We start from the raw sequence: 20794 nt of genomic DNA on the forward strand, positions 1-20794 counted from the left end.
TGGAGGAAAAGTAATGGTCAACATTTATGATACAGCTAATCAGATGGAAGAAGATTTAAGACAAACAAACGAGTTTATTGCTTTGAAAGGGGCTTATGCTCGTTTAAAACAAGATCCATTAGCTTTTACGATGTTTAAGAAATTTCAACAACATCAGATCGAATTTCAAAAAAAACAAACTGATGGCAGCTTAAAAGACAGTGATTTAGAAGAACTAAAAAAATTGGGCGAACAAATTGAAAAAAATCCAGCTATTATGGAGTTAATGACGAAAGAACAACAACTTGCAAAATTAATGGATGAAGTAAATCAAATTATGTTTAAACCAATTAACGAACTTTATCAAGATCAACAGAATTAGAAATTGTCAAAGATCCCAATCGAATTAAGCAAGGGGGATTTAGATGAGTATCAAAAAAATTTTTGATTATCAAATTGACGAAAAGTTAGAATTATTTGTTTTAATTAAAAGTGCTAATGTCCGGATTGCTAAGAACGGAAAAAAATTCATTGCTTTTGTACTGGCTGATGCATCCGGCGAAATTAGTGCGAAGTTTTGGGATGCAACTGACGATGAAATAGCTAGGTTTCAGCCGGGCAAGGTTGCGTTAATTAAAGGGAAACGTGAAGTATATCAAGGAAATCCACAAATCAAACTTTTTCATGTCCGTTTAGCTGTTGAGGATGAGCCGCAAGACCCACGGCTGTTTGTTAAACGTGCTCCACTAAAAGCTGAACAGATGGCTGACGAGATCAATCAAGTGGTTTTTGCAATCACAAATCCTGATTGGAATCGAATTGTAAGATTTTTATTAAAAAAATTTCAAAAGCAATTTTTTACTTATCCAGCTGCCAAAAAAAATCACCATGCTTTTGCCGGTGGATTAGCATATCACAGCTTATCAATGTTGCGTTTAGCTCAGGCGGTCGCTAAGCAATACCCGATAATTAACGCACCGCTGTTATATGCAGGAGTGATTTTGCATGATATGGGAAAGACGCTTGAACTTTCAGGAGCAGTTGCAACAAGTTATACAGTAACGGGAAATTTGATTGGTCATATAGTTTTAATTGATGAACAAATTGTGTTGGCTTGCCATGAACTGAAAATTGATGAGAACAAAGAAAATGTTGTTTTATTAAGACATTTAATTTTATCTCATCATGGCTTACTAGAGTATGGTTCACCTGTTAGACCACACCTTCTTGAAGCAGAAGTTTTACATCAGATTGATCAATTGGATGCATCGATTCAAATGCTTTCAGGTGTTCTAGAACATACTGCTCCAGGGGAGTTTTCAGAGAAAATTTTTGGGATGGATGGTCGTAACTTTTACCGTCCTGAAATTGCAGATTTCTCAACTAAAAATTAATTTCATTATTTACGACTGCAAGTTAATACTAGGATGCGGTAAAAAAACCGACCCCCAAAAGTTAGATTTTTGGTCTAACTTTTGGGGGTCGGTTCATTTTGCCTGTCTTTTTTATTAACTGTATTAGTAGAAATCATTTTACAGTGACGATCAATCAGATAAATTATCCAGCGAAGGCTAACAAAGTAATTTACAATTGAATCGATACAAAAAACCTGCTTCATCAAGATACTTAATGAAACAGGTTAAAATTATCTGAACTATTTTGAATGGAGAAACCTTTAATTACTTGAGCTAGAACTTGAGCTTGAAAGGTAATTAGATAAAATATCCTTCAAGTCATTGTCTTTGATTGATACGTTACCTTTCTTAAGTACTTTAGCTACGACACTTTGTAAGACGGTTGAATCATTCATGTCGTTATCAATAATTTGTGTTTTGAGTTCAGCAGTATGGTCAGACATTTTGCCCTTAGCTGGACGATTAATTGATTTGATAATATGGTAGCCATAGCTGGTCTTAACTGGTGTCTTGGTATATTCACCCTGTTTTAAAGCAAAAGCAGCTTTTTTGAACGTTGAGTCCAATGAAGAATCAGTATTGTCAAAAGCTGATAATTTTCCACCTTTATTTTTGGTTGAAGAATCAGTTGAATACTTTTTAGCTAATTGGCTGAAGTTTTTACCTTGATCGCTATTCAACTGAGTAATAATTTTTTCTGCGGTTGATTTTTTAGCAACTAAGATATGAGCAACGGTTGTTTTAGGCTGATAACTCTTCCACTGTTTAACTAACTGTTTGTGTGTAATCTTTTCGTTGGCTTTAACAGCTTCCTTTAGCAAAAGGTTTGAACGAATTGATTTTTTGAAACTTGATGCAGTCATGCTATTTTGTGATAAGACAGAAGAAAAAGATGAACCATACTGTTTCTTGTATGCATTATATTGAGTATTAACTTCTTTTTGCGAAACTTTATCACCATATTGTTTCTCAAGAACCTTATCTAAAATCATCTGTTCCAAGATTTGTTTTCCAGATGAGGTCTTCTTCATACTGTCATAATATTCACTTTCAGTGATTTTGCCACCTGAAGTGGTAGCAACTGTTTTTGAGCAGGCACTCAAAGTTGTTACGGTTAATAAAAGCCCCGCGGCTGCTAGTAGCCATTTTTTCATTACGATCAACACATCCTATTCTGATTATTTAAAACATAAAGAAAACTAACGGTTATAACTATAACACACTGATACAACTTGGATAGTAAAAAAAGCAAAATTTACCAAAAATTTCACTCTTTATTCAATTTTAAAAAAATTTTCCTATTGAATTTTTTTGCTCAGTTTTTGAATCCGCTTCAAAATTGGTTCGATTTGAAATTGATAATCGGTTAAAGAATTAGCTAATTGTTCTGAAAATTTTTCATTGTTTAACTGGTTTGTTAATTGCTGGGTTTGTGTTTTGATTTTTTGAATAGCAGTTTGAACATGTTCGATTTTTCCAGCCAGTTCCTCGACTTCGTTAGCAGTAATTTTTGAAACCTGATTTTTCTGATGCTTATATAGCCAAAAAGTACCTAAAATGGCAGTTGTTGAAAGAAACAGTACTTTTTTATATTTCATAAACTAAACCTCCAACTGATTTTTAATGGTTTGAGCAATTGCTTGGAGTTGCTCAGTTGAATAGTTAGCGGAGTTATCTTTGAAAACCATTTGAAAGTCATCATTTTCACTATAACGTGGGATTAAGTGTATATGTGAATGAAATACTGATTGGTAGGCAATTTCACCATTATTATTAACGATGTTCATTCCTTTAATCGCAGGATTACTCTTTTTGATTGCTCGAGCTAACTTGGGTAACCGGGCAAAGACTGTTTCAGCTAGTTGCTGATCGTAAGCAAAAATATCAGGAACATGTTTTTTCGGTACTAATAAAGTATGACCAGGAGTTCCTTGAGAAATATCTAAAAAAGCTTTAACTTGTTTATCTTCATAAACGGTAATACTTGGGATCTCGCCGTTGATTATTTTACAAAAAATGCAATCGTCCATAAAATTTGACCTTCTTTCTAATTCTTATAATTTAGTATACACTATCAATTAGATAGATGTCTCTTAGCAGGCAGATAAATCCAATTCTCAGAAGGGATTAACATTATGTCACTTGAAGTTGAAAATTTAGTTGGTGGTTATTCACAAATCCCGGTTTTAAAGAATATTTCTTTTAAAGTTAAGCCAGGTCAAATTGTTGGTTTGATTGGCTTGAATGGGGCGGGAAAGTCGACAACAATTAATCATATTATTGGTTTATTGCGACCACAACAAGGAAAAATAACAATTGATCAAATTAGTTTACAACAAGATCCGCAAGCGTATAAACAAAATTTATCATACATTCCAGAAATGCCCGTTTTATATACTGAATTAACTTTACGGGAACATTTAGATCTGACAATAATGGCTTATAATTTAAATCGTGAACAAGCGTGGAAAAAAGCCGATCGGCTATTAAGAATATTTCGATTGGACAATAAATTAGACTGGTTTCCAGCTAAGTTTTCTAAGGGAATGCGACAAAAGGTCATGATTGTTTGTGCTTTTTTGGCAGATAGCAGTTATTACATCATCGATGAACCCTTTTTAGGTTTAGATCCTTTAGCAACTAGAGACTTATTGCGTTTAATTGCTGCGGAGAAACAGCGTGGAGCAGGTATTTTAATGTCAACTCACGTTTTAAGTACGGCTCAGACTGAATGTGATTACTTTGTTTTATTGCATGCTGGTAAAATCAAAGCGCAAGGGAATTTGGCTGAGTTGCGTGAACAAGCTGGAATTGCTAGCGACCAATTAGACGAAGTTTATTTCGCGCTAACAGAGGAAGATCGCTATGATGAATGACTTATGGAAAAAGCGTCAGCAAAACTACCAAAGCTTTCTTTTGAAGTATTCGAAATATGTTTTAAACGATCATTTTATCATTGCTTTATTATTTTTTGCGGGTGGGTTAGCATTAGCATATTCGCATTTAGTTAAAAATTTACCAAATCAGCCGTTTTGGTGGGAAATACCAGTAGTAATACTCGCGTTATTGTTTTTACTGCAATTTGGCCGATCGGTTACGCTATTGCAGGCAGCTGATATTGTTTTTTTATCACCACTTGAATATCAGCTCCCGCTCTATTTAAAAAAAGCCTTTAGATATTCTTTTGCCAGAAGTGGGTTTATTCAAATTTTAGGTTGGATTGTGATTTTACCATTAATCGTGCAGGGTTTGCATTGGAGTAACTGGTTGATACTGCTATTGCTAGGACAACAGTTATTGCTGAAATATTGTTGGCAACAACTAGATTTTGCTAAGGCTTACCAACCAGCTTTTGCAAAAGTGGCATGGCAAATTGGAATTCACTGGTTGCTGCCATTGGGGTGCTTGACACTTTTAATTTGGGGACGATTGCCAATCAGTCTATTAATTGTTATTGCGGGTATTTTTTATTTAAATCATCAAATAAAGCTGCAACAACAAGCTGCAGTCTTTAGCTGGAAATTAATGATAAATCTTGAAGAGCAGCGGTTACAAGGAGTTTATCGCTTAATTAATTTGTTTATTGATGTACCACAGATTAAGGGGAAAGTTCGGCGGCTGCATTGGTTTGATCGTTGGTTGCCATCAGCCCAAAAGACGACTAATGGGTTTGAATTTCTTTTTAGCCGTAGTTTTTTACGCCGCAGCGAATATAGTGGATTGTATCTGCGCTTAATTTTATTAATGATATTTTTAAATGTCATTTTTCAAAATAATTGGCTGCAGCTGGCGGTTATTTTGATTGGAATTTATTTAATTGGTTTTCAATTATTTCCATTATTTAGTACTTTTGAAGAAAATGTTTTTGTTCACCTGTATCCGATATCAGCTCAACAACAAACAGATGCTTTCAGCAAATTATTGCAACGAGTTTTAGTGATCGCGTTACTGATTGGAATTTGCAGCGGTCAGCTTGCTAAGATTTCAATTGAAAACTTAATTTGGCAGCTTTTGCTAGGTTTGGTTGAAATCTGGATAATAAGTAAACCTTTTTGGCAGGCGCATCTTAGAAAAAATGCTTGACACTCTGAAAAGAGATTTGTAGACTAAGAGATAGTTAGGTATTATGCAGAGGAGACTGGCCAGAATGGATCTTAGATTAAATGATGGCTGGCAGATCAGACCAATCGGTGGAAGTACTGGAATGGCGTATATGGGGGTTAAAGAACAGCAAAAACTGTTCATTAAACGAAATACTTCACCTTTCTTAGCAGCTCTTTCCCTTGAAGAGATTACCCCACGGTTGGTGTGGACAAAACATATTTCAACTGGTGACACTTTAACGGCTCAGGAATGGTTAAATGGTCGTTGCTTAGATAAAAGTGAAATGGCTCAAAAAAGTGTTGCTGGATTATTAGCTAAAGTTCATCGCTCAGCATTATTAAAAAAAATGTTGAAGCAGGTGGGCGGAACTTATGTTTTCCCTAATGATCTGTTAAGCGAGTATTTTCGCGGACTGAGTAGTGATCTACGACAGCATCCGTTGTTGAAACAAGTTGCCAATCGTCTACGTTCACAGCAGCCAGAATTAAAATGGCAAGACTATCGGGTTAGTCATGGTGATTTGAACCATAAGAATTGGTTGTTATCCGATAGCGGGAGATTATATTTAGTTGATTGGGAGTCGGCTTCATTAGCTGATCCAGCATTGGATTTAAGTATGTTAATGCGTCAATATGTTCCACGTCAGCAATGGCAAGCTTGGTTGCTTCAAAAGTATCAAGTAGAAGTGGTACCACAGTTGCGACAGCGGTTAGAATGGTATAGTTTATTGAATTTGTTGCTGGAAATTAAAGAATTTCATCAGCGTGGTCGTTTCTTTGAAATGAACCGAGACATATTGGATTTAGCAAAATTGGTTAAACAAGAACATTTTATTGAGTTGTAGAATTAAAGTGGACATGTTCAAACTGAATATGCGCCACTTTTTATTTGCAAATCATTTGAACTTTATAGAAAGAAGGAATAAATCGATGCGTCTACGCAACAAACCTTGGGCCAAGCCTTTGATTGCTGCCAATCCAGAATTAATTGTAACTGATCCCTTACCTTTGAAGGGCAAATGGCAAAGTCGTTTTTCTCAGTCAGCACCACTTTATTTAGAGATTGGGATGGGAAAGGGCAATTTTATTATTGAGCAAGCTAGAAATCATCCAGAAAATAATTATTTGGGAATGGAAGTACAAACAACCATCGCAGCAATTGTTTTGAAGAAATTGTTGGTGCAGCCTTTACCCAACTTGCAACTAATTGTCGCAGATGGCAGACTTTTAACCGAGTTTTTTACAGAAAATGAAGTTACTGGTATTTATCTTAATTTTTCTGATCCGTGGCCAAAAAAAAAGCAAGCCAAAAGACGGCTTACTTATCATACTTTTTTAGCTCAGTATCGCCAAGTTCTTGTTGAAAATGGGCAAATTGAATTTAAAACTGATAATCAAGGACTATTTGAGTTTTCTTTAAAAAGTATGAATAATTTTGGAATGCATTTTGCTGGGGTTTGGTTAGACCTACATCATAGTGAAGAAAACGAACACAATGTTTTAACTGAGTATGAGGCAAAATTCAGTCAAAAGGGACAACCAATTTATAAAGTAACAGCAAATTTTTAATTATTTAATTGAGCATTGAAATTATTGCGTTTCAATTCAAGAATACTGCCGGTATTTGCATCAGCTAAGAAGTCATATTGGATCAGTTGCTGATCTTCCAGTCTTGAAACGCCGCCATGATAGACAAAAGTTTTTAGTGCAAATTTTTGAAAAGGTTCAGGACGAGTGTTAATCCAAGAATCTTGAATTGGCGTTTCTTTTTGAAATTCATGACGAACTCTGTGTAATATTTGTTGAGGAGTTAATCGGCCGGATTTCTGAAACAAACCACTAGCTTGTAAACCGCTAATAAATCCAGCAATAGCTCCCAGCAATAATGGAAAGAAGCTCCTGCTTTTGACATTCATTTCGGAAGACCTCCTTTGTTAGTTAATTATATGCTGAGTATAGCACAACTAATAGAACAATGAATTAAGAAAGCTTGAATAATAATTGTTTTAGTTGCTTTTATTTTAGGTGTTGCTTGTTTTATAATGAAATAAATATGGATGGAGGTCACTCTTATGCAAAAACTAGAAAAAATTAATTTATCGGCCCTCGAACAAAAATTTAATCAAGGAGATTATGTTTTTTTCTTTGAAGCCGGCTGGTGCCCAGACTGCCAGTTCATTAAGCCTGCTATGCCAGAAATTGAACAAGATTTCCCCCAGTTTAAATTTATTAAAGTTGATCGTGATGAGAACATTGATTTGTGCCAAGAAATGGGAATTATGGGGATTCCTAGTTTTGTAGTCTATAAAGATGGCCAAGAAGCAGATCGTTTTGTCAATAAAGATCGAAAAACTAAGGCTGAAGTTGAAAAGTTCTTAAGTAAATCAGTCTAATGAGATAAGAGGAGTTTTATTAATGTTGATCACCTGTTATAATCCTGCAGAATTAGGAGACATCTTATTGGTTGTTGTTGCAGCAGATGTTTCCAATCAGCAGGTTATTCAAAAAGAAGATATCGTCCAATTTTCAGACCCAGTTAGCGGAAAGCCAATCGGTTATAATGTTATGCATGCCTCAAAGTTATTACCCGGTTTAATCGGAAGTGGTCAAATAGAATTAAAGGTACAACAGTTGCAAATCTTGAATGAGGCATTGCAGCAGGCTGGCTTTTCTTCTGAATTGGTTGCTGATCGAAAACCTCATTTTGTTGTTGGCTTGGTTAAGCAACTTGAAGTTCATCCTAACTCTGATCATCTTCAGATTGCTCAAGTTCAAGTTGAAAAGCAACGATTGGTCCAGATTGTTTGCGGGGCACCTAATATTGCTGCTGATCAATTAGTAGTAGTTGCTGAACCTGGTGCAATGATGCCCAGTGGTGAAATAATTTGGCCTGGTGAATTACGCGGTGTAGCCAGTTCTGGTATGATTTGTTCGGCGCGTGAGCTAGCTTTACCAAATGCACCGCAGAAACGCGGAATTTTAGTCTTGCCAGCAGCTGATTATCAGCCGGGAATGCCATTTGATTTAGCTAAGCATCAAGCAGGTAAATAATATTGTAGCTTTAAAGATGATTTTAAAGTAGTTTGTTTGAATATAGTGGGTTGATCAGGCTGCGGCAGCTTCTTGTCACAGCCTGATTGATTATTGACAGGCTTTATTACTAGGATACATACCAGAAATGTTATATTTGTGGCAATAGTCAAAATTATTGGAGGAGTGTATTGATGAGGCATTATGATGGACCGGCTTTTTATCGTTCAAAACAGCAATTGCCATCAAAAAAGCCGCATTTTATTCAGAATTATCGACTACCAAGTGGTAATTTGAATGAAAAAACGACTAAAAAAATAAGTTCGCATGGTTTTCATCCCAGCTATGTGCCGCCTTCTTTACAATCATTAACTGATCGGCGTCAGCAAGAACAGTATCAAATTATAGTGCATGATTTAAAAAAATCACCTTCAAGTTATTTTTTGTTTGCAGAAAATCCGCAATCAACTGAAGAACTGATTGATTTAGAACATTTGACGACTAACACAATTGATTCAAAAAAGCCGCTAGCTCAATCAACGGCTGAAGCAGATCCAGTAGATTCATCAATGGAAATTAAAGCTGATCAGGCAAAAGCCTTTGCTGATTCAACTTATAATGAATCAGTAGATAAACAGCTGGCTAATCAGACTTCAACAGATAAAATATTACCAGCTTTAATGAATTTTGATTCAACAAATAGTCCCAAGAATAGTTCCCAAGTTACTCCAGCAATTGAATCAGTTGATCCTCCTTTAACTGTTGAAAAATCGACCACAGAAGATTTGACTACTGGAAGTGAATCTTCATCAATTATGGCGAATCAAGCCGGTATTAATAAAAACGAGTCAGAGACAGTAGTTGCTGAATCAGTTCAAACGGTCGAGTCAGCTAGTCAGGAATCAACTGAAGAAGAAAAGGCAAGACCAAATTTAACAGAAGTTGAAAATTCAAATATTTCAAACAAGGATGAAACAACTACTGTTAATGATGACCAAATTCAACCAGTTGACGAGAAGATAAATGAGAATTTAACTGGACAGTTTAATCCAACAAAAGCAGTCGTTGAAGAGGCTACAGTTGTTGACAAAGCTGATAAAAACGAAACAATAGCTGAATCACAGCTAAATAATTCGCCCAAACAATCATTAGAATATCAGTTTCCGCCATTGAGATTGTTGCCAACACCGGTCGATAAAAATGATGAGTCGCTGGATGAGTGGGTTTTAAAAGAAATTGATGTTTTAAATGAAACTTTGAAGTCTTTTCGTGTTCAAGCAACTGTCAGTGATTGGACGATCGGACCAACGGTTACGCAGTTTGAAGTTAGTTTAGCACGAGGCGTTAAAGTTAGTAAAATTACTAACTTAGTTGATGATTTAAAATTGGCATTAGCTGCACGTGATATTAGAATTGAAGCGCCAATACCTGGAAAAAGTACTGTAGGAATTGAAATTCCTAACTTACATTCTCGGCCGGTTATGCTAAAAGAAATTTTACAATCTAAAGTTTTTCAGTCAGCTCGATCACCACTAACAGTTGCTTTGGGAGTTGATTTGTTTGGTCAACCACGAGTAATGGATCTCCGTAAGATGCCCCATGGTTTAATTGCTGGAGCCACCGGTTCGGGTAAGTCCGTTTTTATTAATAGCTTATTGGTTTCACTGTTATATAAAGCGACACCGAATCAAGTTAAGTTACTATTGATTGATCCTAAAACAGTTGAAATGGCCTCTTATCAAGATTTACCGCATTTGTTAGCTCCGGTTATTTCTGATCCAGCTGCGGCAGCTGCCGCTTTAAAATGGGTGGTTGAGGAGATGGAACAGCGTTATCAGCGCTTGGCAGCAGCGGGAGTGCGCAATTTGGAGGGCTATAATCAAAAAGCTGCCGAACACGGTGATTATGGCTTGCAATTACCTTATATAGTTATTGTGATTGATGAATTAGCCGATTTAATGATGGTTGCTGCCGCAGATGTCCAAGACTATATTGCAAGAATTACTCAAAAAGCTCGAGCAGCTGGAATTCATTTATTAGTTGCTACACAAAGACCAAGTGTCGATGTAGTAACTGGTACAATTAAAAATAATATTCCGACTCGGATTGCTTTTATGGTTGCCAGTCAAACTGATTCGCGAACAATTTTAGATACTTCTGGCGCAGAAAGACTACTTGGAAAAGGGGATTTGCTTTATCTGGGTAATGGTTCAAGTCAACCGTTGCGATTGCAAGGAACATATATTGGTGATGAGATTGATCAAATTACCGATTATTTGAAGCAACAGCAACAGCCTGATTATTCCTTTGACCCGGCTGGCTTGAAGGCACAGGTTCAAGCACAGGAACGAGAAGATGAATTATTTCCACAAGTAAAAGCGTATTTAGTAAATGAAGAAACAACATCGACTTCTAAACTGCAACGTGTATTTTCCATTGGGTATAACAGAGCAGCCGGTTTAATTGATGAATTGGAGAGTCGTGGTTACATTTCTGCTGCTCGTGGTTCCAAGCCACGACAAGTCTTTTTAAAAGAATCTGATTTAGAAAATGAATGAAAGCAGGAAAACTTAACACAATTATGTGAAATTTTATGTTAAACTAGGCAATGGTTTAAACATAGGCAAAGGGGATAAATTATCATGGATGCAGACACAACCTATTTTTTTGTTGGTATTAAAGGTACAGGAATGAGTTCGCTAGCGCTTCTTCTACACGATAAGGGCCTTAAAGTTAGTGGCTCTGATATTGAAAAGTATACTTTTACCCAACGCGGCTTGGAACAAGCTGGAATTGAGATCTTGCCTTTTGACGAAAAAAATATTCATGCAGGACTGACAATAGTCGAAGGAAATGCTTTTGGACCAGATCATCCTGAAATCAAAAAAGCTCATGAATTAGGATTACAAATTTGTAGTTATCCGGCAATGGTTGAAAAAATTATTGCTGAAAATACAAGCATTGGGATTGCTGGATCACATGGCAAGACCAGTACAACAGGTTTATTGGCTCACGTTTTAAGCGGAGTTTCTGCTACTAGTTATTTAGTTGGTGATGGCTCAGGAAAAGGTGTACCTGAATCAAGGTTTTTTGTGTTTGAGGCTGATGAATACCGGCGTCATTTTGTAGCTTATCACCCAGATTATGTTATCATGACGAATATTGATTTTGATCATCCCGATTATTTTACCGGCATAGAGGATGTTTTTGATGCCTTTACAACACTGGCAAATCAAACGAAAAAGGGCATTTTTGCTTGGGGAGAAGATAAATACTTACGCAATTTGAAAACAGCGGTTCCAGTACATTATTATGGAACAAATGAAAATGATGAATTTAGAGCGGTAAATATTAAACGCACTACTAAAGGCTCAACTTTTGATGTTTATCGGGAAGATAAGTTTTTAGGGACATATGAAATTCCGCTATTCGGTGAACACAATGTTCTGAATAGTTTGGCTGTTGTGGCGGTCTCTTACTGTGAAGATGTCCCACAAGAAGAAATTAAACGTGAATTACTCAGCTTTAAAGGTGTAAAGAGACGTTTTACGGAAAAGGTTGTCGCTGATATGACAATTATTGATGATTATGCTCATCATCCATCAGAAATTAAAGCAACTTTGGATGCTGCACGACAAAAGTATCCCAAAAAGGAAATTATTGCTGTTTTCCAGCCACATACCTTTAGTCGGACGATTGCTTTGATGGATGACTTTGCTGCTAGTTTGAATTTAGCTGATAAAGTTTTTTTGACAGATATTTTTAGCTCGATTCGTGAACATAATGGAAATGTTTCAAGTGATGATCTTGGTAGTAAGATTACTAAGGGTGGAGAGGTCTTAAAGTTGGATAATATGTCGCCACTACTTGATTTTCATGATGCGGTTGTTGTCTTTATGGGTGCCGGAGATATTCAAAAGTACGAATATGCCTATGAAAGACTATTAAGCAATTTGAGCTTAAAGAATAATTAATAAATTACCGACAAACAAGCTGTTGACCTACTCAGAGCTTGTTTGTTTTTTTATTTTAGGGGGGGTTGATTGAGCTGATTGATTAGATATGTTAGAATACTCTCAAGTATCTTTAATGACGAATGTCTAGGTTGCATAAAAGTTGATAACTTAGGCTTTTTCGAGTAAAATTTTAGTAGAGGTGAAATAAATGGATAATAATGGACAAAGAATTGTAATTAATCCGGAGACAGCTGGATTGAGCAACTTTTTGACTAAAATGTACGCGTTCATGGCTGGTGCAGTTGCAATTTCAGCTATTGTGGCTTATCTAGTTGCTAAGGTTTTTTATGCACAAGTTGTAACAACAATTGCCCAACATAGTTTTTTGATGTGGTTGTTGTTCGGTGTTCAGTTTCTGATCGTTTTAGGGATGTCTTTTAAAGCTGATCGTTCACCATTAATGACTGCTGCTGGCTTAATATCATTTGCAGTGATTGAAGGTTTGTTTTTTGGGATAATCGTAACGGCTTATACTGGAGCAGATGTTACAATGGCATTTGTTGGAGCTGCAGCAGTTTTTATCTCAATGACTGCTATTGGGACAGTTACCAAACGTGATTTGTCAAGAATTGGAACGCAAGCATTAGCTGCTTTGATTGGATTGGTAGTTGTTTCGATTATCAATATTTTCTTGCAAAGTGCGATGATTCAATTCGTCTTTTCATTTATTGGTGTAATTATTTTCACAGCTTTAACAGCTTGGGATGCACAAAAGTTCAAGCGACTGTATGTTCAGACAGCTGGTCAAGTTAATGAAAATAATTTGGCGATGATGGGTGCTTTGCAGTTGTACCTTGATTTCATTAACCTGTTTATCAGTTTATTGAATATTTTCGGTGGTTTTAATAAAAATTAATTAGTTTCTGATAACTAAGTAGAGCGGCTTGATCTTGAGCTGCTCTTTTTTTGTTTAAACTGAAAATTGTTGTTGGATTTTTGATTGCTTTTAGCGCGATGCTGTTACTTAAGATATTTCTCTGTTAAAATAAATTTAGTAGATACTGAAGGAGTTAAAAAAATGGATAAAGCGAAGAAATTATTATTGATCGACGGCAACAGTGTAGCCTTTAGAGCCTTTTTTGCTTTACATCAGTCCTTGGAGCGTTTTGTCAATCACGACGGGCTTCATACTAATGCAATTTATGGTTTCAAAAAAATGTTGGACAATATTTTAACCCAGGTACAGCCAACACACATCTTGGTGGCTTTTGATGCCGGTAAGAAAACTTTTCGAACCGAAAAATTTAGCGATTATAAGGGGGGACGCTCGAAAACCCCAAGTGAATTAAGTGAACAATTTCCTTATCTTAGAAAACTATTAAGTGCATATGGAATCACTAGTTATGAACTGGCTGATTATGAAGCAGATGATATTATCGGCACTTTAGCGTCTCAAGCTGAAGCTACAGACTTTTCAGTTACCATTGTCACGGGGGATCGAGATTTAACTCAATTGGCAACTAAAAAAACGACTGTCGCTGTGACGCAAAAAGGTGTTAGCGAAATTGAATTATACACTCCAGCACATGTCCAAGAGAAATATGAACTAACTCCGCAACAGATTGTTGATTTGAAGGGACTCGCAGGTGATGCTTCAGATAATTATCCAGGGGTAACTAAAGTGGGTCAAAAAACAGCTTTACGCTTATTGCATCAATTTGGTTCGGTTGCTGGTATATATGAACACTTAGATGAAATTAAAGCCTCTAAGATGAAAGAGCATCTAATTGAAGATCAAAAGGTTGCTTTTTTATGTCGAGATTTGGCTCAAATTAGACAGGATGCGCCTGTGGAGGTTCAAATAAATGATTTAAAATGGCAAGGGAAAAATCAGCCTGAGTTAATCTCTTTTTTTGAAGAAATGGATTTTCGTAGTTTTTTAACTGAAATTCAGCCTGAAAATCAACCTGTTGCAGCAATTGAAAAATTACCAGTTAAAGTGTTACAGGAGTCTAATTTAGCAGATTTGCCGACTCAACCAGCTGTGGTTAGTTTTCAATTGGAAATGAACGGAGATAATTACCATACTGCGCCTTTTATTGGCTTTACTTTGGCGGTCGATCAAGTCTTTTATGCAGCGCGAAATGTTGAACTATTAAAGTCTCCCCCATTAAAAAATTGGTTGGAAAGCTCCCAAGTGAAAATTGATTTATTTGATGGTAAGCGAACTTTAGTTGGTTTACAACGACTAGGGATTCATCTGTCAGCGGTAGATTTTGATTTGTTGTTGGTTTCGTATTTGTTGGATACTAGTGACAATAGCAATGATCTAGGAAAATTGGCACAACAACATGGGTATACAGCTGTTGTTAGTGATGAAGAATTCTACGGACGGGGAGCTAAATATCAGATTCCCAGCGATGATCAATTGCTTTTTCAACATTTAGCGCAAAAAGTATTAGCAATTAGTAAATTAAAAGTTCCGTTGTTGAAAAAGCTCCAAGCTAATCAGCAAGCAGATTTGTATTTAAAAATTGAAAAGCCATTATCGTTAGTTTTAGCAGCAATGGAAATCGCTGGGATTAAAATTGATACACAACGTTTGACCGAAATGGATAGTGAATTTAAGGAAAAAATTAGTGAACTCGAAGAACTAATTTACCAAGAAGCCGGGGAAAAGTTTAATTTAAATTCACCTAAGCAATTAGGCGTAATCTTATTTGAAAAATTAAAATTGCCCGTAATTAAAAAAACTAAAACCGGTTATTCGACAGCGGTTGATGTTTTGGAGAAATTACGTGGAATGGCACCAATTGTTGATAATATTTTAAATTACCGGCAAATTGCAAAATTGCAGTCGACTTATGTTACCGGTTTGCTAAAAGTTGTTTCAGATCAAGATCAAAAAGTTCATACGCGTTATACGCAAACTTTAACAGCAACTGGTCGACTATCCTCAGTTGATCCTAATTTGCAGAATATTCCAATCAGATTAGCTGAAGGTCGCAAAATTCGACAAGCTTTTGTCCCGAGTCAGCCAGGTTGGCAAATATTTTCTTCAGACTATTCTCAAATTGAATTGCGCGTACTAGCCCATGTTTCACAAGACCAAAACATGCAGCAGTCTTTTAAAGATGGGGTAGATATTCATGCTAATACAGCGATGAAAATATTTGGGTTGCAAGATGCTAATGAAGTAACTCCGAATATGCGTCGGCAAGCAAAAGCTGTTAATTTTGGAATTGTTTATGGGATTAGTGATTACGGTTTATCGCAAAATATTGGAATAAGTCGCGCACAGGCCAAAAAATTTATCGAAAAATACTTTGAAATTTTTCCTGGAGTTCATGATTATATGAAGCAAATTGTGAAAACAGCTAAAGAGCAGGGGTATGTTGAAACGATCTTTAAGCGTCGTCGTTATTTGCCGCAAATCAAGAGTAGCAACTATAACTTGCGTTCATTTGCTGAACGAACAGCGATGAATACCCCAATTCAAGGTAGTGCAGCGGACATTATCAAAGTTGCAATGATCAGGATGCAGCGGACCTTAGCTGAAAAGCATTTACAAGCAAAAATGTTACTTCAAGTTCACGATGAATTGATTTTTGAAGCTCCTGTTAGCGAGATTCCGATTTTAGAAGAACTTGTGCCTAAAATTATGGATAGTGCTGTTTCGCTAGCTGTTCCGTTAAAGGTTGAGAGTGCTCACGGGAATACTTGGTTTGATGCTAAATAAAAGGAGAAATGCCGTTTGCCAGAATTACCAGAGGTAGAAACCGTTCGTCGCGGCTTAGTAAAATTAATACAGAATAAAACAATTAAAAACGTTAAAGTAATTTATCCTAAGATAATTACTGGAGATGTTGGTCAATTTGAGCAGCAATTGCATGGTAAGTCGATTCAATCAATTGGTCGTCGCGGAAAATTCTTATTATTTAATTTTGACCAAGGATTAACAATGATTTCTCATTTACGAATGGAAGGAAAATACTTTGTAAAATCGAGCCTTGACCCGTTAGAAAAACATACGCATGTTATATTTGAATTTGTGGATGGTTCGCAGCTACGCTATAATGATGTTCGAAAATTTGGCCGAATGCAGTTGATAAAAACTCAGCAAGTAAAAGAAGTCTCTAACTTAGCTAAACTAGGGCCAGAACCCCTGGATAATCAGTTTCTTCTAGCGGATTTCATTCAAAAATTAGCAGGTAAGAAAAAAGCAATCAAACCAGTTTTGTTAGATCAAACAGTCGTTGCCGGACTGGGGAATATTTACGCAGATGAGGTGTTGTGGTTGAGTAAAATTCACCCCTTAACACCGGCCAATAAATTATCGCCTGCGCAAATTTCACTTTTGCGTCAACAAATAATTAAAGAGTTAACGGCGGCAGTAGCAGCTGGTGGAACAACGATTCGTAGTTATACTGATGCTTTCGAACACTCTGGCAAGTTTCAATTTGATCTGCATGTCTATGGTCGCCAAGGTCAACCTTGTCAACGATGTGGCACTGAAATTGTTAAAATCCGTGTTGCACAACGCGGTACACACTTTTGTCCTAATTGTCAGCGGGTGACTAAATGACATATATTTTAGGATTGACAGGTGGCATTGCTTCAGGCAAATCAACAGTAGCTAAAATTTTTGCAGATAATGGAGCAAAAGTTATTGATGCCGATCAAGTAGCACGTCAAGTTGTTCAAGTTGGAACAGTAGGCATCAAAAAAATTCAGCAAACCTTTGGTGGACAAATTTTAGCTGCTGATGGCCAGATAGATCGCAAAAGGTTAGGCCAAATTGTTTTTTCAGATCCATTGGCCTTAAAAAAATTGACAGCAATCACTGGTCCTTTGATTCGAGAGGAATTACATCGGCAATTGGCTAATTTACAGCATCAACAGGCGAAATTAGTGATTTTAATGATACCACTGTTGTTTGAAGCGGGTTATCAAAAGTGGTGTAATGAAACAATGAGTGTTACCTTGGCACCCAAAAAGCAATTACAGCGGTTGCAACAGCGTGATCAATTATCTTTGGTTGAAGCTCAAGCAAGGATTAATGCACAAATGTCAGCAGAAAAGCGCAATCAGTTAGCGAATTATGTAATTTCAAATGATGATGGTGTTGGCGCTTTAGAAAAGCAAGTGATAAAATGGCTTCAAGAAAGAAATTTAAGATGATGATTAACGGGGTGAAATGAATGAGGTGTCCACATTGTCAACATAATGGTTCACGTGTTGTGGATAGTCGACCGACCGATGATGGCAAAGTTATTCGTCGACGGCGAGAATGTGAAGCGTGTGGTTTTCGTTTCACAACATTTGAAAGAATTGAGGAAACTCCGCTATTAGTAATTAAGAAGAATGGTGATCGGGAAGAATTTAGCCGTGAAAAAATCTTACGCGGGATTATTCGTGCTGCCGAGAAAAGACCAGTAGCCATGGAAGAAATCACTAAAATTGTTGATGAAGTTGAAAGTAAAGTTAGAACGCTTGGTGAAAATGAAGTTTCAACCCAATTAATTGGGGAATACATCATGGGATTGTTAGCTGATGTTGATGAAATTTCATACATTCGTTTTGCAAGTGTCTACCGCCAATTTAAAGATATGAGTGTTTTTATGAAAGAGTTAGAGGAAATGATGGCGCGTGACAAAAAAAATCATAAAAAAAGTCAAAACGAAAATGAAAAGTAAGCTGAAAATGGTAGGTGTTGGTGAATGAGCAATCAGAGCGTAATATCTCCAACCAACAACTTTGTTGTGACAACACAAGAACGATTATTTAGCAGCGATTTAGAAATAGTACTCTGGTTATATCAACCAATGTTAGGTGCTAAAACGGTTGCAGTTTATAATCTACTTCATTCTTTTGCACAGGCAGCAATCGAAAAGCGTCAAATAAAAAGTCTGCTGGAACAGTTAGCAATTGGCCTGCCGAATTTCATTGATGCAAGAATACAGCTTGAAGCATTAGGACTATTGCGCACTTTCCAAAAGCAAGCTGCGTTTGATAATTCACTGACTTTTTTGATACAGCGGCCAGTTCAACCAGAAATTTTTTTTAAAGATGATTTATTACGGAGTTTGTTATTGGAAACGGTGGGTGAACCTTCTTATCGTCGATTGCATCACTACTTTTTTAAACCAGCTCCTAATTCAATTACAATTGGCAATGAAATTTCGAAAACATTTTTGGAAGTCTATCAAGTAAATCAAGCAGAATTAACTAACGCTCAGCTGAATAATCTAGCGACCGTAGATGAACCAGCAGCTGAACCAGTAATTAAGGGTTGTTCGCTGGATTTTGATTTATTGAAAAGTTTGTTGCAGAACTCCTTTTTAGATACTAATCAGGTTTGGCAACATCAGCGCTTTTTAGCAACGGCTAATGTAGTTTATGGACTAGATGAAATAACATTAATTAAAATGTTAGAAAGTGCAGCTGACGTTCAGACAAATCAGGTTGATTTCAAAATGTTTGCCCAGTTACTGCATCAAACAACTCACTCGAAAAGTAACCAGCCTTCTTCAACTGTTATCGACTCTAAGACTTCTGCGGCGAATAATAAAACAGTGATTGCTAATTCAGGTGATCAGGCTTTACTGGCAGCTTGTCAAGCTTACGCACCGTTAGAATTTTTACAAACTTTAAAAGATGAGGAAGGAAGTTTTGTAACTAATTCTGAACAACATCTAATTGAAAACTTTGTGCAATTAAATTATTTTTCTCCTGATGTTGTCAATGTTTTGATCCACTATATGATTGTTGATCGCGGAATGACCAGTTTAAATCGAACATTCTTTGAAAAAGTTGCGGCTGATTGGAAGAAAAAGAAAATTTCCTCGGCTATTCAGGCGATTCAGCAGGTTAGACAAGTTAATCGACCGCTTAAAACTAGAACAACAACTAGTCGCCGATATCCGACTAAAAAAGTTGTTCAAAAAGAGCAACTTCCCGACTGGGCACAAAGTAACTTTAAACCAGCAAAACAACCAAATTATTCAGCAGAAGAACAGCAAAAGTTGCAGCAAAAGTTGCATGACTTGACTCATAAAAAATCCTGAGATGGCGAAGAAGGTGGCAATTGATGAAAAATATTGGTAAAGAAATTAGCGATGAGTTAGCCAGTCATCATTGGAATGAAAATTATCGACAGTTAATCAAAGAAGCATTTAACGATCCGGATGTTCAGTCGTTGATTACGACCCACCGGGATGAATTGACTAATGAAGATTTGAAACGCAGTGCCAGCAAAGTCTATGAGTTTTTTACAATTAAAAATCAGCTCAAACGTGGTGAAGCAACGTTAGCACCAGGATATGAACCAAAACTAAATGTAGTAAACCATACATTGGAAGTAGTTTATATTCCTAGTCAACAATTGATGGCAGAACAAAAGATCGCTCAGCTCCATGCTCGGGTCAAACTGTTAAATTTACCAAAGTCATTAAGGCAAGCAAGCCTAGCAGACTTTGAGGTAGCAGGGCGTGAAGCAGCAGCTAGTGCAGCAGCAGATTTTGTCCAGCAGTATTTAGCTGATCCAAAAAAATTTCATCAAGGCCTTTATTTATCGGGTAGTTTTGGTGTAGGTAAAACTTATCTATTAGCTGCAATTGCAAATAAATTAGCGGCCGAGAATATTATTTCAATGCTGATCCACTTTCCGTCATTTGCGGTTAAATTAAAAAATTCAATTGGAACCAGCCAGAACACTCCATTTATTGAAACGGTTAAGAAAGTTCCGATTTTAATGCTTGATGATATTGGAGCGGATCAATTGTCTAGTTGGATTCGTGATGATATTCTTGGTGTAATTCTGCAATATCGAATGCAAGAACAATTAGCAACTTTTTTTAGCTCAAATTTTTCACAGCAACAGTTGTTACAGGAATATTTAACAGTGAATAATCGAGGTGAAGCTGAGCCATTAAAAGCTCAGCGAATTATGGAACGGATTCGTTATCTCAGTCGTGAAACGATAATGATTGGTAAGAATCGGCGCAATCAATAAAAATTAACGTTGAGGCTTGTTTTTTGGGTAGTTGAGTGGTTTAATAATAGTTAATTGATGTGGAAGACAAAAGGACGATACTTACAGGGATGGCAGTTATTAACTGAGAAGCTGCTTCTAATCGGCTTACCACTTCCATTTACTGCTCAATTAAAAGTTGAGTCGGGTCGTGTCCGTTAAGCACGAATTCGAGGAGATCTTTGACTGATCTTGAAATTGGGTGGAACCACGGATAAACGTCCCAGATATGCAAATTTGTATATCTGGTTTTTTTTATTCGCTAAAAAATTAGGAGGC

22 protein-coding genes are annotated in these 20794 nt (G+C 36.5%); 18 read left to right on the forward strand and 4 right to left on the reverse strand.

Features of this window, described 5'->3' with window-relative positions; genetic code table 11:
* Nucleotides 1-13 precede the first annotated feature (13 nt).
* Both G6O73_RS01860 and G6O73_RS01865 read left to right on the forward strand, forming a co-directional pair.
* Entirely contained in the window at nucleotides 14-361 is a 348-nt protein-coding gene (locus tag G6O73_RS01860; RefSeq protein ID WP_057886829.1) for a YlbF family regulator, read from the forward strand.
* A 43-nt stretch (nucleotides 362-404) separates the two neighbouring features.
* Nucleotides 405-1373: a 3'-5' exoribonuclease YhaM family protein gene (locus G6O73_RS01865; RefSeq protein ID WP_057886830.1), complete on the forward strand. Its 969-nt coding sequence runs from the start codon at nucleotides 405-407 to the stop codon at nucleotides 1371-1373.
* Nucleotides 1374-1654: 281 nt separating this feature from the next.
* Here G6O73_RS01865 and G6O73_RS01870 read toward each other — a convergent pair whose 3' ends face one another.
* The 3 genes from G6O73_RS01870 to G6O73_RS01880 all read right to left on the reverse strand — a co-directional run bounded on the left by G6O73_RS01870 (nucleotide 1655) and on the right by G6O73_RS01880 (nucleotide 3424).
* The gene (locus G6O73_RS01870; RefSeq protein WP_057886831.1) at nucleotides 1655-2548 is read right to left on the reverse strand and encodes a peptidylprolyl isomerase PrsA; all 894 of its coding nucleotides are present in this window, start codon (nucleotides 2546-2548) and stop codon (nucleotides 1655-1657) included.
* Between the two features lie 144 nt (nucleotides 2549-2692).
* Nucleotides 2693-2992: a hypothetical protein gene (locus tag G6O73_RS01875; protein WP_057886832.1), complete on the reverse strand. Its 300-nt coding sequence runs from the start codon at nucleotides 2990-2992 to the stop codon at nucleotides 2693-2695.
* Nucleotides 2993-2995: 3 nt separating this feature from the next.
* The gene (locus G6O73_RS01880; RefSeq protein ID WP_057886833.1) at nucleotides 2996-3424 is read right to left on the reverse strand and encodes an HIT family protein; all 429 of its coding nucleotides are present in this window, start codon (nucleotides 3422-3424) and stop codon (nucleotides 2996-2998) included.
* Nucleotides 3425-3529: 105 nt separating this feature from the next.
* Between G6O73_RS01880 and G6O73_RS01885 the strand changes: the two genes are divergently transcribed.
* The 4 genes from G6O73_RS01885 to trmB all read left to right on the forward strand — a co-directional run bounded on the left by G6O73_RS01885 (nucleotide 3530) and on the right by trmB (nucleotide 7066).
* Nucleotides 3530-4270 (forward strand): ABC transporter ATP-binding protein, encoded by a 741-nt coding sequence (locus G6O73_RS01885; RefSeq protein WP_057886834.1) that lies wholly within the window; start codon nucleotides 3530-3532, stop codon nucleotides 4268-4270.
* Nucleotides 4263-5477 (forward strand): ABC transporter permease, encoded by a 1215-nt coding sequence (locus G6O73_RS01890; RefSeq protein WP_057886835.1) that lies wholly within the window; start codon nucleotides 4263-4265, stop codon nucleotides 5475-5477. Before G6O73_RS01885 ends, G6O73_RS01890 begins: the two co-directional genes overlap by 8 nt.
* A 64-nt stretch (nucleotides 5478-5541) precedes the next feature.
* Nucleotides 5542-6342 (forward strand): phosphotransferase family protein, encoded by an 801-nt coding sequence (locus G6O73_RS01895; protein WP_057886836.1) that lies wholly within the window; start codon nucleotides 5542-5544, stop codon nucleotides 6340-6342.
* Between the two features lie 85 nt (nucleotides 6343-6427).
* Nucleotides 6428-7066 (forward strand): tRNA (guanosine(46)-N7)-methyltransferase TrmB, encoded by a 639-nt coding sequence (gene trmB, locus G6O73_RS01900; protein WP_057886837.1) that lies wholly within the window; start codon nucleotides 6428-6430, stop codon nucleotides 7064-7066.
* Here trmB and G6O73_RS01905 read toward each other — a convergent pair.
* Nucleotides 7063-7413 carry a hypothetical protein gene (locus G6O73_RS01905; protein ID WP_057886838.1) on the reverse strand — a complete coding sequence of 117 codons (351 nt, stop codon included), beginning with the start codon at nucleotides 7411-7413 and terminating at the stop codon, nucleotides 7063-7065. The genes trmB and G6O73_RS01905 overlap by 4 nt on opposite strands.
* Nucleotides 7414-7569: 156 nt before the next feature.
* Between G6O73_RS01905 and G6O73_RS01910 the strand changes: the two genes are divergently transcribed.
* The 12 genes from G6O73_RS01910 to G6O73_RS12935 all read left to right on the forward strand — a co-directional run bounded on the left by G6O73_RS01910 (nucleotide 7570) and on the right by G6O73_RS12935 (nucleotide 20677).
* Complete coding sequence (locus tag G6O73_RS01910) at nucleotides 7570-7890, forward strand: thioredoxin family protein (protein ID WP_057886839.1); 321 nt, start codon at nucleotides 7570-7572, stop codon at nucleotides 7888-7890.
* A 22-nt stretch (nucleotides 7891-7912) separates the two neighbouring features.
* Nucleotides 7913-8548, forward strand: coding sequence for a YtpR family tRNA-binding protein (gene ytpR / locus G6O73_RS01915; RefSeq protein ID WP_057886840.1), 636 nt, complete (start codon nucleotides 7913-7915; stop codon nucleotides 8546-8548).
* Nucleotides 8549-8721: 173 nt separating this feature from the next.
* Nucleotides 8722-11085: a DNA translocase FtsK gene (locus G6O73_RS01920; protein ID WP_057886841.1), complete on the forward strand. Its 2364-nt coding sequence runs from the start codon at nucleotides 8722-8724 to the stop codon at nucleotides 11083-11085.
* Nucleotides 11086-11169: 84 nt separating this feature from the next.
* Nucleotides 11170-12501, forward strand: a complete 1332-nt coding sequence (murC, locus tag G6O73_RS01925) for a UDP-N-acetylmuramate--L-alanine ligase (protein WP_057886842.1) — start codon at nucleotides 11170-11172, stop codon at nucleotides 12499-12501.
* A 190-nt stretch (nucleotides 12502-12691) separates the two neighbouring features.
* Entirely contained in the window at nucleotides 12692-13399 is a 708-nt protein-coding gene (locus G6O73_RS01930; RefSeq protein WP_057886843.1) for a Bax inhibitor-1/YccA family protein, read from the forward strand.
* 162 nt (nucleotides 13400-13561) lie between these two features.
* Nucleotides 13562-16222 carry a DNA polymerase I gene (gene polA, locus G6O73_RS01935; RefSeq protein ID WP_057886844.1) on the forward strand — a complete coding sequence of 887 codons (2661 nt, stop codon included), beginning with the start codon at nucleotides 13562-13564 and terminating at the stop codon, nucleotides 16220-16222.
* 15 nt (nucleotides 16223-16237) lie between these two features.
* Complete coding sequence (gene mutM / locus G6O73_RS01940; RefSeq protein WP_057886845.1) at nucleotides 16238-17068, forward strand: DNA-formamidopyrimidine glycosylase; 831 nt, start codon at nucleotides 16238-16240, stop codon at nucleotides 17066-17068.
* Nucleotides 17065-17664, forward strand: coding sequence for a dephospho-CoA kinase (coaE, locus tag G6O73_RS01945; RefSeq protein WP_057886846.1), 600 nt, complete (start codon nucleotides 17065-17067; stop codon nucleotides 17662-17664). The genes mutM and coaE overlap by 4 nt, the downstream gene beginning before the upstream one ends.
* A gap of 20 nt (nucleotides 17665-17684) precedes the next feature.
* Entirely contained in the window at nucleotides 17685-18179 is a 495-nt protein-coding gene (gene nrdR, locus G6O73_RS01950; RefSeq protein WP_057886847.1) for a transcriptional regulator NrdR, read from the forward strand.
* 24 nt (nucleotides 18180-18203) lie between these two features.
* The gene (locus G6O73_RS01955) at nucleotides 18204-19550 is read left to right on the forward strand and encodes a DnaD domain protein (protein ID WP_057886848.1); all 1347 of its coding nucleotides are present in this window, start codon (nucleotides 18204-18206) and stop codon (nucleotides 19548-19550) included.
* A gap of 23 nt (nucleotides 19551-19573) precedes the next feature.
* A complete protein-coding gene (dnaI, locus tag G6O73_RS01960; RefSeq protein ID WP_057886849.1) occupies nucleotides 19574-20497 on the forward strand; it encodes a primosomal protein DnaI in 924 nt (307 codons plus the stop codon).
* A gap of 57 nt (nucleotides 20498-20554) precedes the next feature.
* Nucleotides 20555-20677, forward strand: a complete 123-nt coding sequence (locus G6O73_RS12935; RefSeq protein ID WP_268871662.1) for a hypothetical protein — start codon at nucleotides 20555-20557, stop codon at nucleotides 20675-20677.
* The last annotated feature ends 117 nt before the right edge of the window (nucleotides 20678-20794 follow it).

The organism is Liquorilactobacillus nagelii DSM 13675 (assembly GCF_019444005.1).
Taxonomy (GTDB): domain Bacteria; phylum Bacillota; class Bacilli; order Lactobacillales; family Lactobacillaceae; genus Liquorilactobacillus; species Liquorilactobacillus nagelii.